The organism is Enterobacter sp. EGD-HP1 (genome assembly GCF_000733275.2).
GTDB lineage: Bacteria > Pseudomonadota > Gammaproteobacteria > Enterobacterales > Enterobacteriaceae > Enterobacter.
This window is the reverse complement of record NZ_AVOP01000037.1, coordinates 88,341-103,039: the sequence shown is the minus strand read 5'-3', so window position 1 is coordinate 103,039 and position 14,699 is coordinate 88,341. Positions and strand designations below refer to the sequence as shown.

Sequence of the window (14,699 nt, the reverse complement as noted above, 5' to 3'; positions counted from 1 at the left end):
AAAAAAGGGCAGGTATGCGTGTCGCATTCCTGCCCCGGAAGGATTAGTGATCGAGATAGAGGTAGTGCATCCAGCTGGTCATGCGCAGCAGTACTTTACGCATCACCGAGACGTGGGCGAAATGGTCCGAGTAGACCGCCACCTGGGCATAGATACCGTCCGGCAGCGCATCGACGTCCGCATTCGGATCCAGTTCGATAGTGCCCAACACGCCATCCGTTCCCGGCACCACCGTCAGCGACTGCAGCGCGCCCTGCGCCTGATAGGAACCGCCCGGCACCACCGGCAGAATGCTGGTGAGTTTACCGGTAAACACCTGGCCCGGCAGCGCGTTAAACACCACTTCCGCTTCATCGCCCGGCTTCAGACGCAGCAGCGAGTTCTGACGGAACTGGGCCACGATCTGACGCTTCTGTTCAGGAATAAAGACCATCACCGGACGCAGAGGCAGCGCGGCAGCGTACGTCCCCGGACGGATCAGCACCTGGGTGATGTAACCATCGCTTGGCGCACGGACCACGGTCTGATCCAGGTTGTATTTGGCTTCAGCAAGCTGCGCACGTAAGGAGGCAATCTGCGACTGTTCGCCGTTCACCATGCTATCCAGCTGGCTTTGAATCTGCGTCTGTTCAGCAACGGAGCCTTTTACCAGCGCATCCTGCGCGAGATAGTTCTGCCGCGCGTTGTCGATATCGCTTTCAGAGAACGGATTCACCTTCGCCTGACTGCCTTTCAGGTAGCGCTGATAATCTTTATACAGGCGGTCGCGCTCTGCGGAGACGCGCGTCGTATTGGCGACGGCCTCCACCAGCTGCGCTTTCAGATTGTCGATGTTGTGCGTCGCGGTCACCAGGTCAGCCTGCAGTCTGTCGACGCGCGCCTGATAGCGGCCCGGATCCAGTTTAAATAACACTTCGCCTTTTTTAATAAGCTGGTTATTTTTATCAGTCACTTCACTGACCACCCCGGTAACCTGCGGCGTAATCGGAATAGAAATAACCGCCTTTTGCGCCGTAAAGGTGTACGGATGGTTATAGTTCATTAACAGAATAAGTCCGGCAACAATAAACACCCCGCCTAATGTCGCGGTGGCAAGCGTCCACTGGTTTACCGGAATACGGAATATTTTAAAAATCACCCAGGCAAATGCCACATAGGTCAAAATAATCAACAGATCCATGATTAGCGCTCCAGCGTGTTTTTATCAGCAGCGGGCTGTACCGCGGCCAGCTTTTGTTCTAATTCGGCCACGCGTTTGGCCAGCGCATCCATGCCCGGAACCTCATCAGGCTTGGTGATGTGGTTTTGCATCCCCCAGCCGCGATCTTCACGGTACAGCGTGGCCCATATCCACAGGAACGGCCAGATGGCATGGAGCGTAAACAGGCTAATCCAGCCTGCCGTATGAATCGCATCGGCATGGGGATGGTTACGCTTTTTGGCCATATTATAAGGAATGTCATGGATGGCGATGATTCCATAAAAGAGAACCAGAAATACAAAAATCAATACGCCCAGCGCAAAATAGTTGAGAAACATATTCTCCTCACTTAAACAACGTCAACTCATTAAATTAATAAAACGGTACGCAACCTAATTAATTTATTTTAAAATACAAAAGGCATGCTGGTTATTTCAGAGCCGGGGAGTATCGGTTTTTATAATATCTCCATGCAAGTTTATAAGCGTGTCAAAATATATCCTGAATAATAATATACTTAACCTTACAATATGAGCGTAATCCACGTTTTAACTTTTCGCCATACCACACAACAAAAGTGGTTTTTTAGCTTATCGTGTCGTGCAATATCATCCTGGCGCTGAATCGCAAAGCAGAGTTTGCCGCCGATCACAGCCGGAGAAATCTGCATAAAAATATTTTGTGAAATCAGTCACAATCCAGAAACAAACCCACAAAATCAAATCGTGATACTCATCACAGAAAAGGGTGGTTTTTGTCGTTTTTCTCGCCATCGTATTTTTTTTGTCCATTCGTTTTGTGATTCAGATCACCTCATTGATGTCCGCACCCCCTACATTTACGTGATGCGTGTCACACAAATTTCCACCGTCTGGACAGTTGAACGATTCAGTGCCAGATTTCACAGCATCAGAACAGGGTCCGGCTACCTCTGCCGCCTCATTAACAACAAACCTCGGGCCGCAAGCCTAAGCGCAAACAGAAGAAGGGGTGTTTTATGTCATCCGATTTCAAGATCAAAGTTCAAAGCTTTGGTCGTTTCCTCAGCAACATGGTGATGCCAAATATCGGCGCGTTTATCGCGTGGGGTATCATCACCGCATTGTTCATTCCGACAGGGTGGTTGCCTAACGAAACGCTGGCGAAACTTGTTGGCCCAATGATTACCTATCTCCTGCCGCTGCTCATCGGTTTCACCGGGGGCCGTCTGGTGGGCGGTGACCGTGGTGGTGTCGTGGGTGCCATCACGACCATGGGTGTTATCGTCGGTGCGGATATGCCGATGTTCCTCGGTGCGATGATTGCCGGTCCTCTGGGCGGCTGGGCGATTAAGAAATTCGACGTCTGGGTTGATGGTAAGATCAAATCCGGCTTCGAAATGCTGGTGAACAACTTCTCTGCGGGCATCATCGGGATGATCCTCGCGATTCTGGCGTTCCTCGGCATTGGCCCTGCGGTTGAAGTGCTGTCCAAAATTCTGGCGGCAGGCGTTAACTTCATGGTTGCGCACGACATGCTGCCGCTAGCGTCTATCTTCGTAGAGCCGGCAAAAATCCTGTTCCTGAACAACGCCATCAACCACGGTATCTTCTCGCCGCTGGGTATTCAGCAGTCACACGATCTCGGCAAGTCTATCTTCTTCCTGATTGAAGCTAACCCGGGTCCGGGTATGGGCGTTCTGCTGGCGTACATGTTCTTTGGTCGCGGCAGCGCGAAGCAGTCTGCTGGCGGTGCGGCAATCATTCACTTCCTGGGTGGTATTCACGAAATTTACTTCCCGTACGTGCTGATGAACCCACGTCTGATCCTGGCCGTTATCCTCGGCGGTATGACCGGCGTGTTCACCCTGAGCGTGCTGGGCGGCGGTCTGGTGTCTCCGGCTTCTCCGGGTTCCATCCTGGCGGTACTGGCGATGACGCCGAAAGGGGCGTACTTCGCGAACATCGCGGCGATCTGTGCGGCGATGGCGGTCTCCTTCGTGGTCTCTTCTATCCTGCTGAAAACCAGCAAAGTGAAAGAAGACGACGATATCGAAGCGGCAACCCGTCGTATGCACGACATGAAAGCCGAATCCAAAGGCGCGACCCCGCTGGCGGCTGGCGATGTCTCTAACGACCTGAGCCATGTGCGTAAAATCATCGTTGCCTGTGACGCCGGTATGGGTTCCAGCGCAATGGGTGCAGGCGTACTGCGTAAGAAAGTGCAGGATGCGGGCCTGACCAACATCTCCGTCACCAACAGCGCCATTAACAGCCTGCCGCCGGACGTTGACCTGGTCATCACGCACCGCGACCTGACCGAACGCGCCATGCGCCAGGTGCCGCAGGCACAGCACATCTCGCTGACTAACTTCCTCGACAGCGGCCTGTACACCAGCCTGACCGAACGTCTGGTTGCCGCGCAGCGTCACGAAGACAACGAAGTGAAAGTGCGCTCCAGCCTGCAGGACAGCTTTGACGAGAGCAACGCCCACCTGTTCAAACTGGGCGCGGAAAACATCTTCCTCGGCCGCACTGCTGCGACCAAAGAAGAAGCGATTCGCTTTGCCGGTGAGCAGCTGGTGAAAGGCGGCTACGTTCAGCCTGAGTATGTCGACGCAATGCTGGAACGCGAAAAACTGACGCCAACCTACCTGGGTGAATCCATCGCGGTGCCGCACGGTACGGTTGAAGCGAAAGATCGCGTCCTGAAAACCGGCGTCGTATTCTGTCAGTATCCGCAGGGCGTACGCTTCGGTGAAGAAGAAGACGACATCGCCCGTCTGGTGATTGGTATCGCCGCTCGCAACAACGAGCACATTCAGGTGATTACCAGCCTGACCAACGCGCTGGACGATGAGTCTGTCATCGAGCGTCTGGCCAGCACCACCAGCGTGGAAGAAGTCCTGGCACTGCTTAACAAATAAGTTCTCTTCCCTCTCCCCCCGGGGAGAGGGCTAGGGTGAGGGGAAACGTTCCTCACCCCAGCCCTCTCGGGTAAAAACATTGATGAAGGTTAACACTATGAAAGCATTACATTTTGGCGCAGGTAACATTGGCCGTGGTTTTATCGGCAAACTGCTGGCAGACGCGGGCATTAAGCTGACGTTTGCCGATGTGAATCAGGTGGTCCTGGATGCCCTGAATGCCCGTCATAGCTATCAGGTCCATGTGGTCGGTGAAAACGAGCAGGTTGAGACGGTATCTGGCGTCAACGCGGTCAGCAGCATCGGTGAAGACGTTATCGACCTGATCGCCAGCGTCGATCTGGTCACCACGGCGGTAGGCCCGGTGGTGCTTGAGCGCATCGCCCCTGCTGTCGCAAAAGGCCTGGCAAAACGTAAAGCGCAGGGCATCGACACCCCGCTGAACATCATCGCCTGTGAAAACATGGTGCGCGGCACCACGCAGCTGAAAGGCCACGTGCTCAACGCTGTAGCAGACGAAGACAAAGCCTGGGTTGAAGCGCACGTCGGGTTTGTGGATTCCGCCGTGGATCGCATCGTTCCGCCGTCTGAATCCGCCACCAACGACCCGCTGGAAGTGACCGTGGAAACCTTCAGCGAGTGGATCGTGGATAAAACCCAGTTTAAAGGCGCCCTGCCGACCATTCCGGGAATGGAATTAACCGATAACCTGATGGCATTTGTCGAACGCAAACTCTTCACGCTGAACACCGGGCATGCTATAACCGCGTACCTCGGAAAATTGGCCGGTCATCAGACCATTCGTGACGCGATCCTCGATGAGAAGATCCGCGCGGTGGTAAAAGGGGCAATGGAAGAGAGCGGCGCGGTGCTGATCAAACGCTACGGTTTTGATGCTGATAAACACGCAGCATACATTCAGAAAATCCTCGGTCGCTTTGAAAACCCGTATCTGAAAGATGACGTTGAGCGCGTGGGCCGTCAGCCTCTGCGCAAACTGAGCGCGGGCGACCGCCTGATTAAGCCGCTGCTGGGCACGCTGGAATACGGCCTGCCGCACGCCAACCTGGTGAAAGGGATTGCCGCTGCGATGCACTACCGCAGCGAGCAGGATCCACAGGCGCAGGAACTGGCTCAGCTGATTGATGACAAAGGCGCGCAGGCTGCGCTGGCGCAGATTTCCGGTCTGGACGCCAACAGCGACGTGGTTGTGGAGGCGGTTAACGCATACAACGCAACCAAATGATGCACAGTGCGGCGCAGGTTAACCTGCGCCCAGATAATAGATTGTCAGATATGCAGGCAATAATGGAACAAACCCAGGCCTTTGAAAATCGTGTGCTTGAGCGTCTGAATGCTGGCAAAACCGTACGAAGTTTCCTGATTGCCGCCGTCGATCTGTTAACCGAGGCGGTGAACATTCTGGTGCTTCAGGTGTTTCGCAAAGACGACTACGCGGTAAAATATGCTGTAGAACCGTTACTGGACGGAGACGGACCGCTGGGCGATCTCTCCGTGCGTCTGAAGCTGATTTATGGTCTTGGCGTGCTGAACCGGCAGGAGTATGAAGATGCGGAGCTGTTAATGGCGCTGCGCGAAGAACTCAATCATGACGGTAATGAGTACACCTTTACCGATGATGAGATCCTGGGGCCTTTCGGCGAGCTGCACTGCGTCACCGCGCTGCCCCCTGCTCCCCATTTTGATAACAGCGACCCTGAGCTTTACGCGATGCAAAAGCTGCGTTATCAACAGGTTGTCCGTTCCACGATGGTTCTCTCCCTGACTGAGCTGATTTCCCGAATCAGCTTAAAAAAAGCGTTTCAGAAGTAAGCCTGCTCACATTGGTGTATCCTTCCCTGTAAATTCCCCGTTTTCAGAGTTATTTGTCATGAAAGAAGTCGAAAAGAACGAAATTAAACGCCTGAGCGACCGCCTGGATCTGATCCGCCACCAGATGGCTGGCCTGTCCCTGGTCGAGTCCGCCGAGAAGTATGCCGAGCTGGAAAAAGAGGCCGCCACGCTGGAAACAGAAATCGAGCGCCTGCGCGAAGTCAAAGGTCAGAAGCTGAGCAAAGAAGCGCAGAAGCTGATGGCCATGCCGCACCGCCGTGCGATCACTAAGAAAGAGCAGGCCGATATGGGCAAGCTGAAGAAAAGCGTCCGCGGTCTGGTGGTGGTACACCCGATGACCGAGCTTGGCCGCGAAATGGGCCTGAAAGAGATGACGGGCTTTTGTAAGACCGCGTTCTGATTTCATGCCGGGTGGCGCTGCGCTTACCCGGCCTACTCTTTTCCCCCTTCGCGTGAATTGGTCCAACCAATAGCGCAATCAATCCTCCCCCGGTTCACAATTCCATTATTTTCGCTCACAAAACCATTGCTAGCTCATAACATCTGGTTAACCATTCATTGTCATTAACCCTACAACACAACATTGGCAGGACCACTTTTACACAACCTGTGACGCAGAGTTGAGCGGAGACTCACCCGCAGCGCAGGCTGTATGGTCCCCAGGAGACCTGCATGAGCCTCTGGCAACAAAACTACGACCCGGCCGGTAATATCTGGCTGTCGAGCCTGATCGCATCGCTTCCGATCCTGTTCTTCTTCTTTGCGCTGATTAAGCTCAAGCTGAAGGGCTACCTCGCCGCGACGTATACCGTTGCTATCGCCCTGATGGTGGCGCTGTTCTTCTACAAAATGCCGGTCGATCGCGCGCTGGCCTCTGTCGTCTACGGTTTCTTCTACGGCCTGTGGCCGATTGCGTGGATCATCATCGCGGCGGTCTTTGTCTATAAAATTTCGGTGAAAACCGGGCAGTTCGACATCATTCGCTCGTCGATTCTCTCCATCACGCCGGACCAGCGCCTGCAGATGCTGATTGTCGGCTTCTCCTTCGGGGCGTTTCTGGAGGGGGCGGCAGGATTTGGCGCACCGGTGGCGATCACCGCCGCGCTGCTGGTGGGTCTGGGCTTTAACCCGCTCTATGCTGCGGGCCTGTGCCTGATTGTGAACACCGCGCCGGTGGCGTTTGGCGCGATGGGTATTCCGATTCTGGTAGCCGGACAGGTCACCGGGCTGGACAGCTTCGAGATCGGCCAGATGGTCGGCCGTCAACTGCCCTTCCTGACCATTATCGTCCTGTTCTGGATCATGGCGATTATGGACGGCTGGCGCGGCGTGAAGGAGACATGGCCTGCGGTGATGGTAGCGGGCGGTTCGTTCGCCATTGCCCAGTACCTCAGCTCGAACTTCCTCGGCCCGGAGCTGCCGGACATCATCTCCTCGCTGGTGTCGCTGGTCTGTCTGACGCTGTTCCTGAAACGCTGGCAGCCGGTGCGTATTTTCCGCTTCGCCGACATGGGCGCCTCGCAGGTTGATCAAACCCTGGCGCGTACGGGCTATACGGCAGGACAGGTGATCCGCGCCTGGTCGCCGTTCCTGTTCCTGACCGCAACGGTCACCCTGTGGAGCATCCCGCCGTTTAAAGCCCTGTTTGCCCCAGGCGGGGCGCTGTACGACATGGTGATTAATATTTCCGTACCGTTCCTCGACAAAATGGTCGCCCGTATGCCGCCGGTGGTGCACGCCGCCACGCCGTATGCTGCGGTCTATAAATTCGACTGGTTCTCCGCCACCGGTACCGCCATCCTGTTTGCCGCTATTCTTTCCGTGGTGTGGCTGCGCATGAAGCCTGCGGCCGCGGTGCAGACCTTTGCGGCGACCGTTAAAGAGCTGATGCTGCCGATTTACTCCATCGGCATGGTGCTGGCGTTCGCGTTTATCTCGAACTACTCCGGCCTGTCGTCGACGCTGGCACTGGCGCTGGCCCATACCAGCCACGCCTTCACCTTCTTCTCGCCGTTCCTCGGCTGGCTGGGGGTGTTCCTGACCGGTTCCGATACCTCGTCTAACGCCCTGTTTGCCGCGCTGCAGGCAACGGCAGCCCAGCAGATTGGCGTGTCGGACGTCCTGCTGGTGGCCGCGAATACCACCGGCGGCGTGACCGGGAAAATGATCTCACCACAATCCATCGCCATTGCCTGTGCAGCGGTGGGACTGGTCGGTAAAGAGTCGGATCTGTTCCGCTTTACCGTGAAACACAGCCTGATATTCACCTGCATGGTCGGGGTGATCACCACCCTGCAGGCCTATGTCTTAACCTGGATGATCCCATGATAGTGATGCCCAGACGCCTGTCCGACGAGATTGCCTCTCGCGTGCGGGCGCTGATTGAAGAACAACAGCTGGAAGCGGGCATGAAGTTGCCCGCCGAACGCCAGCTCGCCGCCCAGCTTGGCGTATCGCGCAATTCACTGCGCGAGGCGCTGGCGACGCTTGTCAGCGAAGGAGTGCTGCTGAGCCGTCGCGGCGGCGGCACTTTCGTGCGCTGGCAGCATGACGACTGGTCCGAGCAAAACATCGTTCAGCCGCTGAAGACGCTGATGGAGAACGACCCGGACTACAGCTTCGACATCCTTGAAGCGCGTCACGCCATCGAAACCAGTACCGCCTGGCACGCGGCCATGCGGGCAACCGACGCCGACAAAGAGAAACTCATCGCCTGCTTTGAGGCCACGCAAAGCCGCGACCCGGATATCGCCTCCCAGGCGGACGTCCGTTTTCACCTGGCGATTGCCGAGGCGTCGCACAACGTGGTGCTGCTCCAGACCATGCGCGGGTTCTTCGACCTGCTGCAATCCTCGGTTAAACAGAGCCGCCAGCGCATGTATCTGGTTCCGCCGGTGTTTGCCCAGCTGACCGAACAACACGAGGCGGTGCTCAACGCCATTCTGGCCGGTGATGCCGAGGCCGCACGCAAAGCGATGATGGCGCATCTCGGTTTCGTGCACACCACCATTAAACGATTCGATGAAGACCAGGCCCGACAGGCGCGTATTACCCGTCTGCCTGGCGACAGTGATATTTCCAGGGAGAACAAAGCATGATTATTTCAGCAGCCAGTGACTATCGCGCCGCGGCGCAACGCATTTTGCCGCCGTTCCTGTTCCACTATATCGACGGCGGAGCGTATGCCGAATACACCCTGCGCCGCAACGTGGAAGATCTGTCGGAGGTGGCTCTGCGCCAGCGCGTGCTGAAGAATATGTCTGATCTGAGCCTTGAGACAAAGCTGTTCAACGAGACGCTCTCCATGCCGGTAGCGCTCGCACCTGTAGGCTTATGCGGCATGTATGCCCGCCGGGGTGAAGTGCAGGCCGCCGCCGCGGCGGATGCCAAAGGCATTCCGTTTACCCTTTCCACCGTATCCGTCTGCCCGATTGAAGAGGTCGCCCCGACCATCAAGCGCCCGATGTGGTTCCAGCTGTACGTCCTGCGGGATCGCGGCTTTATGCGTAACGCGCTGGAGCGCGCCAAGGCGGCGGGCTGCTCGACGCTGGTCTTTACCGTCGATATGCCGACCCCCGGCGCACGCTACCGTGATGCGCACTCCGGCATGAGCGGCCCGAATGCTGCGCTACGCCGCTACTGGCAGGCCGTGACCCACCCGCAGTGGGCGTGGGATGTCGGCCTGAACGGTCGTCCGCACGATCTGGGCAATATCTCTGCTTACCTCGGTAAACCGACCGGGCTGGAAGATTACATCGGCTGGCTGGCGAACAATTTCGATCCGTCGATCTCGTGGAAAGACCTGGAGTGGATCCGCGAGTTCTGGGACGGCCCAATGGTGATCAAAGGGATCCTCGATCCGGAAGATGCCCGCGACGCGGTACGCTTTGGCGCAGACGGGATTGTGGTCTCTAACCACGGCGGACGCCAGCTTGACGGGGTGCTCTCTTCCGCACGCGCTCTGCCGGCCATCGCTGATGCGGTGAAAGGCGATATTGCCATCCTCGCCGACAGCGGCATCCGCAACGGGCTGGACGTGGTGCGTATGATTGCGCTGGGCGCCGACAGCGTGCTGCTGGGGCGCGCGTATCTGTATGCGCTGGCGACGGCGGGCCAGGCAGGCGTGGCGAATCTGCTCAACCTGATCGAAAAAGAGATGAAGGTGGCGATGACGCTGACAGGTGCAAAAACGATTAGCGAAATCAGCAAAGATTCCCTGGTGCAGGAGTTAAGCAAATTACCGGCGGCGCTGGCTCCCCTTACTCAGGGAAACGCAGCCTGACCTTTTCCGGTTAACCCTCCTTTCTCACGCGCCCGATTTCCCCCTCGGGCGCTTTTTTATGTAAAAAATAACATCCAGATAACATATTAGATAAGAAAATTTGACATCCATCTGCCGTCCGCAATTGTATAGACAAGCAAATACAAGAACACAAAAACAACATCAGATCGGAGTGGAGCGTATGGCGTATTCAGGTAAGGTGGATATTCAGCAGGTGATCGATGAGAGTCCCTTTTCAGGGTTTCACTGGCTGCTCATTGTGCTGGGCTTTCTGGTTCTGGCGATCGATGGTTTTGATACGGCAGCGATGGGTTACATCGCGCCTACGCTGTCGACAGAATGGGGAATACACAAACAGGATCTCGGGCCGGTGCTGAGCGCTGCGCTGCTCGGACTGTCGCTGGGCGCGCTGATCGCCGGTCCGGTATCGGATCGGATGGGGCGCAAGCGCGTGCTGGTCTTCTCCTGCCTGTTCTTCGGCCTCGCGAGCCTGGGGACGGCCTGGGCGCAAAGTCTGAATACCCTGACGCTGTGGCGCTTTCTGACGGGCCTGGGCCTCGGCGCCGCAATGCCTAACGCCATCACGCTTATCTCCGAATTTGCCCCCCAGCGCTGTCGCGCCATGGCGATCAATACCATGTACTGCGGCTTCCCCCTGGGTGCGGCGGGCGGCGGCGCGATCTCTTCCTGGCTTATCCCCCACCACGGCTGGCGAAGCGTGCTGCTGACCGGGGCGATTGCTCCGCTGGTTTTAACGCTGCTGCTGGCGCTGTTTTTACCGGAGTCGGTGAAATTTCTGGTGCAGCGCGGGAAAGACGTCATGCAGGTCCGCCGTATCGCCAGCCGGTTCGCCCGCAGCACGCTGGATAGCGTCACGGGTTTTTTCCTGGCGGAGGAGAAAGTCGCGTCTAAAAAAGGGAGCGTGTCGCAGCTGTTTTCCATGCCCTGGCTGCCCGGCACCCTGATGCTGTGGGTGACCTATTTTATGGGCCTGGTCATTTACTACGTCCTGCTGAGCTGGATGCCAACGCTGATGCAGGGGATGGGTTATGCCCTGGCGGAATCCGCCTGGCTCACCTCGCTGTTCACCTTCGGCGGCACCGCAGGCATTCTACTCGCGGGCTGGATGATGGACCGCTGGGAAGCACATAAAGTCGTCGCGGGCGGGTTTATCCTGACGATGGGGCTGATCCTGCTGCTCGGCATGGAGCATAATCATATCGCCCTGTTTGGCGGGCTGATCTTCCTGATGGGGATCGCGATGAACGGTGCGCAATCGGGCATGCAAACCCTGGCCGCTACCTTTTACCCTACCGAGTGCCGCGCGACGGGCATCGCCTGGATGCAGGGGATCGGCCGCTTTGGCGGCGTAGCGGGCACCATGACCAGCGCCCAGCTTCTTTCCATGCAGTGGCAGGCAGACAGTATTTTAATGATCCTCAGCGTGCCCGCTCTGGTGGCCGCTGCGGCAACCGTCTACAAAATGCTGTACAGCCGCTCGCAGGAACCCGGCGTCGCGTAGTTCCTCTCTTTTCTGCTATTCTGCCCCCGCAATTAAGGGGGCAGCATGCTTAACATCGTTTTATTCGAACCAGAAATTCCGCCGAATACCGGCAATATCATCCGCCTGTGTGCCAACACCGGTTTTCGTCTGCATATCATTGAGCCGATGGGCTTTACGTGGGACGACAAACGTCTGCGTCGCGCAGGGCTGGATTATCATGAATTTACCGCCGTCGTTCGCCATCACGATTACGCCGCGTTTCTGGAAGCAGAGAAGCCGCAGCGCATGTTCGCCCTGACCACCAAAGGCACGCCAGCGCATAGCGCCGTGAGCTATCAGGCAGGTGACTATCTGATGTTTGGCCCAGAAACCCGCGGCCTGCCGGCCACGATCCTGGATGCCCTGCCCGCCGAGCAGAAAATCCGTATTCCGATGATGCCGGACAGCCGCAGCATGAACCTGTCGAACGCGGTGTCGGTGGTGGTGTATGAAGCCTGGCGCCAGCTGGGTTACCCGGGCGCCATATTAAGGTAGGCCCGGTAAGCGCAGCGCCACCGGGCAAAATCTCAGATGCCGTCACCATACTCAAAGGTATGGTGAATGCCGTTGAAGTGCTGATCCATGTCCATGGACGGCTTATCGCTGTCTGGTTTACCGACGATGCGCGCTGGTACGCCAGCGGCGGTGGTATGCGGTGGCACAGGCTGGAGCACCACGGAGCCTGCGCCGATCTTCGCGCCGCGCCCGACTTCGATATTGCCGAGGATCTTGGCACCCGCGCCAATCATCACCCCTTCACGAATTTTCGGATGGCGATCGCCGCTGGTTTTACCGGTACCGCCCAGGGTAACCGACTGCAGGATCGAGACGTCATCTTCAATGACCGCCGTTTCCCCGACGACAATCCCGGTGGCGTGGTCAAGCATGATCCCGCGGCCAATCTTTGCCGCCGGATGAATATCGACCTGGAACGTCACGGAAACCTGGTTTTGCAGGAAGATCGCCAGCGCGCGGCGGCCTTCATTCCACAGCCAGTGGCCGATGCGGTAAGCCTGCAGGGCGTGGAAGCCTTTCAGGTACAGCAGCGGCGTAGAGTATTTATCGACCGCCGGGTCACGCGTGCGCACGGCCTGGATATCGCAGGCGGCAGAAGCGATCATTTCCGGGTCTGCGGCGTAAGCCTCTTCCACCACTTCACGGATGGCAATAGCAGGCATGATCGAGGAAGCGAGCTTGTTGGCGAGCATATAGCTCAGCGCGCTGCCAAGATTTTCGTGCTTGAGTAGCGTCGCGTGGTAGAAACTGGCCAGCATAGGCTCGCAGTCGGCCAGCGCCCGGGCTTCGGCTTTAATATTGTTCCAGACGATATCCAGTTCTTCACACGGCATTGCTTACTCCAGACGATAGTTAATGACCAGCCAGTTCTGCGCTGGCTGGGTCATTCAGGTAACAACGGTTCCGACTAGTTACTGCTGCGCTCGTCCTTGCGCGCACGACCTAATAAGGTCAATGCTGCCTCGCGCGCATTTTTTCCGCAATACAATACCTGATAAATTTCCTCGGTTATTGGCATTTCGACACCGAAACGGTGCGCCAACTCGCGGACTTCTTTGGTATTGCGGTAGCCTTCAACCACCTGACCAATCTTCTCCTGCGCGCCTTTTACATCGCTGCCCTGTCCGAGCATCATGCCAAAGCGGCGGTTACGAGACTGGTTGTCGGTACAGGTCAGCACCAGGTCGCCCAGGCCAGCCATCCCCATAAAGGTGGCCGGATCGGCACCCAGCGCTTCGCCCAGGCGGGACATTTCGGTCAGCCCTCGGGTGATCAGCGCCGTACGCGCATTGGCACCAAAACCAATGCCGTCTGACATCCCGGCACCAATCGCAATCACGTTCTTCACCGCGCCGCCCAGCTGCACGCCGATAAAATCGGGGTTGCTGTAGACGCGGAAGCTCTTGCCGCAGTGCAGCAGCTGTTGAAGATCGTCGGAGAAGGCCTGATCGGTAGAGGCCAGCGAAATCGCCGTCGGCAGGCCAGCGGCCAGCTCTTTGGCAAAGGTCGGGCCGGAGATGACCGCCAGCGGGATCGCATCACCCAGCGCTTCGCGGGCAACGTCCTGCAGCAGGCGTCCGGTTTCGGCTTCCAGTCCTTTTGTCGCCCAGACAATGCGCGCATCCGGGCGCATCAGCGGCTTAATCTGACGAAGCACGTCACCAAATACATGGCTCGGGACCACAATCAGAATGTTGCGGCTGGCCGCCAGCGCGGTCGCAAGGTCGCTTTCAAGGTGCAGGGAGTCAGGGAACGGAACGTCCGGGAGAAACGCGACGTTGCAACGGTCGCGCTGCAGCGTGGCGATATGTTTTGGGTCGTGGCCCCAGAGAACCACTTCGTGACCATTTCTTGCCAGCGTGATGGCAAGAGCGGTGCCGTATGAGCCGGCACCGATCACAGTCATTGACGCATTAACAGTGCTCATCAGGCATCCTGATGTTGTTCAGCACCTTCGCCAGCCTGCTGCTGCAGATAGTTCATGAACAGCGCATCAAAGTTAACTGGTGCAAGGTTCAGTTGCGGGAATGTACCGCGAGAAACCAGGCTGGTGATGCATTCACGTGCATACGGGAACAGAATGTTCGGGCAGTACGCACCCAGGCAATGCGCCATCTGGTTGCCTTCGATACCGCCGATAGAGAAGATGCCGCCCTGCTGTACTTCACACAGGAATGCAGTTTCTTCGCCCAGAGACGCGGTAACGGTCACACGCAGCACGACTTCATACACGTCATCTGCCAGCTGGGTAGATGCGGTATCCAGATCAAGTTTAACCTCTGGCTGCCAATCTTTCTGGAAAACATGTGGCGCATTTGGCGCTTCGAAAGAGACGTCCTTGGTGTAGATACGCTGGATCTGGAAAGTCATTTCGGTGTTGTTTTGTTCTGACATGGAA

Annotated in this window: 14 protein-coding genes; 9 read left to right on the top strand and 5 right to left on the bottom strand. The window is 57.0% G+C overall.

The genetic code is table 11. The features are described from left to right. Positions 1 to 43: 43 nt before the first annotated feature. Together N037_RS22925 and N037_RS22920 are read right to left on the bottom strand one after the other, a co-directional pair. A complete protein-coding gene (locus N037_RS22925) occupies positions 44 to 1,180 on the bottom strand; it encodes an HlyD family secretion protein (RefSeq protein WP_023334047.1) in 1,137 nt (378 codons plus the stop codon). Positions 1,181 to 1,182: 2 nt separating this feature from the next. Then, positions 1,183 to 1,539: a DUF3302 domain-containing protein gene (locus tag N037_RS22920; protein ID WP_023334046.1), complete on the bottom strand. Its 357-nt coding sequence runs from the start codon at positions 1,537 to 1,539 to the stop codon at positions 1,183 to 1,185. Positions 1,540 to 2,198: 659 nt separating this feature from the next. Between N037_RS22920 and N037_RS22915 the strand changes: the two genes are divergently transcribed. The 9 genes from N037_RS22915 to trmL all read left to right on the top strand — a co-directional run bounded on the left by N037_RS22915 (position 2,199) and on the right by trmL (position 12,280). Beyond that, on the top strand, positions 2,199 to 4,106 hold the full coding sequence (locus N037_RS22915; RefSeq protein WP_023334045.1) for a PTS mannitol transporter subunit IICBA: 1,908 nt from the start codon (positions 2,199 to 2,201) through the stop codon (positions 4,104 to 4,106). Between the two features lie 97 nt (positions 4,107 to 4,203). Then, positions 4,204 to 5,352 carry a mannitol-1-phosphate 5-dehydrogenase gene (gene mtlD, locus N037_RS22910; RefSeq protein WP_032643739.1) on the top strand — a complete coding sequence of 383 codons (1,149 nt, stop codon included), beginning with the start codon at positions 4,204 to 4,206 and terminating at the stop codon, positions 5,350 to 5,352. Beyond that, positions 5,349 to 5,939 (top strand): mannitol operon repressor MtlR, encoded by a 591-nt coding sequence (gene mtlR, locus N037_RS22905; RefSeq protein ID WP_032643738.1) that lies wholly within the window; start codon positions 5,349 to 5,351, stop codon positions 5,937 to 5,939. The genes mtlD and mtlR overlap by 4 nt, the downstream gene beginning before the upstream one ends. A gap of 58 nt (positions 5,940 to 5,997) precedes the next feature. Continuing rightward, a complete protein-coding gene (locus N037_RS22900; protein WP_023334044.1) occupies positions 5,998 to 6,360 on the top strand; it encodes a YibL family ribosome-associated protein in 363 nt (120 codons plus the stop codon). 272 nt (positions 6,361 to 6,632) lie between these two features. Further along, positions 6,633 to 8,288, top strand: coding sequence for an L-lactate permease (gene lldP, locus N037_RS22895; RefSeq protein WP_023309919.1), 1,656 nt, complete (start codon positions 6,633 to 6,635; stop codon positions 8,286 to 8,288). After that, positions 8,285 to 9,058 (top strand): transcriptional regulator LldR, encoded by a 774-nt coding sequence (gene lldR, locus N037_RS22890; RefSeq protein WP_023334043.1) that lies wholly within the window; start codon positions 8,285 to 8,287, stop codon positions 9,056 to 9,058. Before lldP ends, lldR begins: the two co-directional genes overlap by 4 nt. Further along, complete coding sequence (gene lldD / locus N037_RS22885) at positions 9,055 to 10,242, top strand: quinone-dependent L-lactate dehydrogenase (protein WP_032643737.1); 1,188 nt, start codon at positions 9,055 to 9,057, stop codon at positions 10,240 to 10,242. Before lldR ends, lldD begins: the two co-directional genes overlap by 4 nt. Positions 10,243 to 10,423: 181 nt before the next feature. Next, positions 10,424 to 11,764 (top strand): MFS transporter, encoded by a 1,341-nt coding sequence (locus N037_RS22880; protein ID WP_032643736.1) that lies wholly within the window; start codon positions 10,424 to 10,426, stop codon positions 11,762 to 11,764. A gap of 45 nt (positions 11,765 to 11,809) precedes the next feature. Next, complete coding sequence (gene trmL, locus N037_RS22875; protein ID WP_032643735.1) at positions 11,810 to 12,280, top strand: tRNA (uridine(34)/cytosine(34)/5-carboxymethylaminomethyluridine(34)-2'-O)-methyltransferase TrmL; 471 nt, start codon at positions 11,810 to 11,812, stop codon at positions 12,278 to 12,280. 32 nt (positions 12,281 to 12,312) lie between these two features. Here trmL and cysE read toward each other — a convergent pair whose 3' ends face one another. The 3 genes from cysE to secB all read right to left on the bottom strand — a co-directional run bounded on the left by cysE (position 12,313) and on the right by secB (position 14,695). Next, on the bottom strand, positions 12,313 to 13,134 hold the full coding sequence (cysE, locus tag N037_RS22870) for a serine O-acetyltransferase (protein ID WP_008502718.1): 822 nt from the start codon (positions 13,132 to 13,134) through the stop codon (positions 12,313 to 12,315). Between the two features lie 74 nt (positions 13,135 to 13,208). Further along, positions 13,209 to 14,228, bottom strand: a complete 1,020-nt coding sequence (gpsA, locus tag N037_RS22865) for an NAD(P)H-dependent glycerol-3-phosphate dehydrogenase (RefSeq protein WP_023334039.1) — start codon at positions 14,226 to 14,228, stop codon at positions 13,209 to 13,211. Beyond that, the gene (secB, locus tag N037_RS22860) at positions 14,228 to 14,695 is read right to left on the bottom strand and encodes a protein-export chaperone SecB (RefSeq protein ID WP_003860835.1); all 468 of its coding nucleotides are present in this window, start codon (positions 14,693 to 14,695) and stop codon (positions 14,228 to 14,230) included. Before secB ends, gpsA begins: the two co-directional genes overlap by 1 nt. Positions 14,696 to 14,699 lie beyond the last annotated feature (4 nt).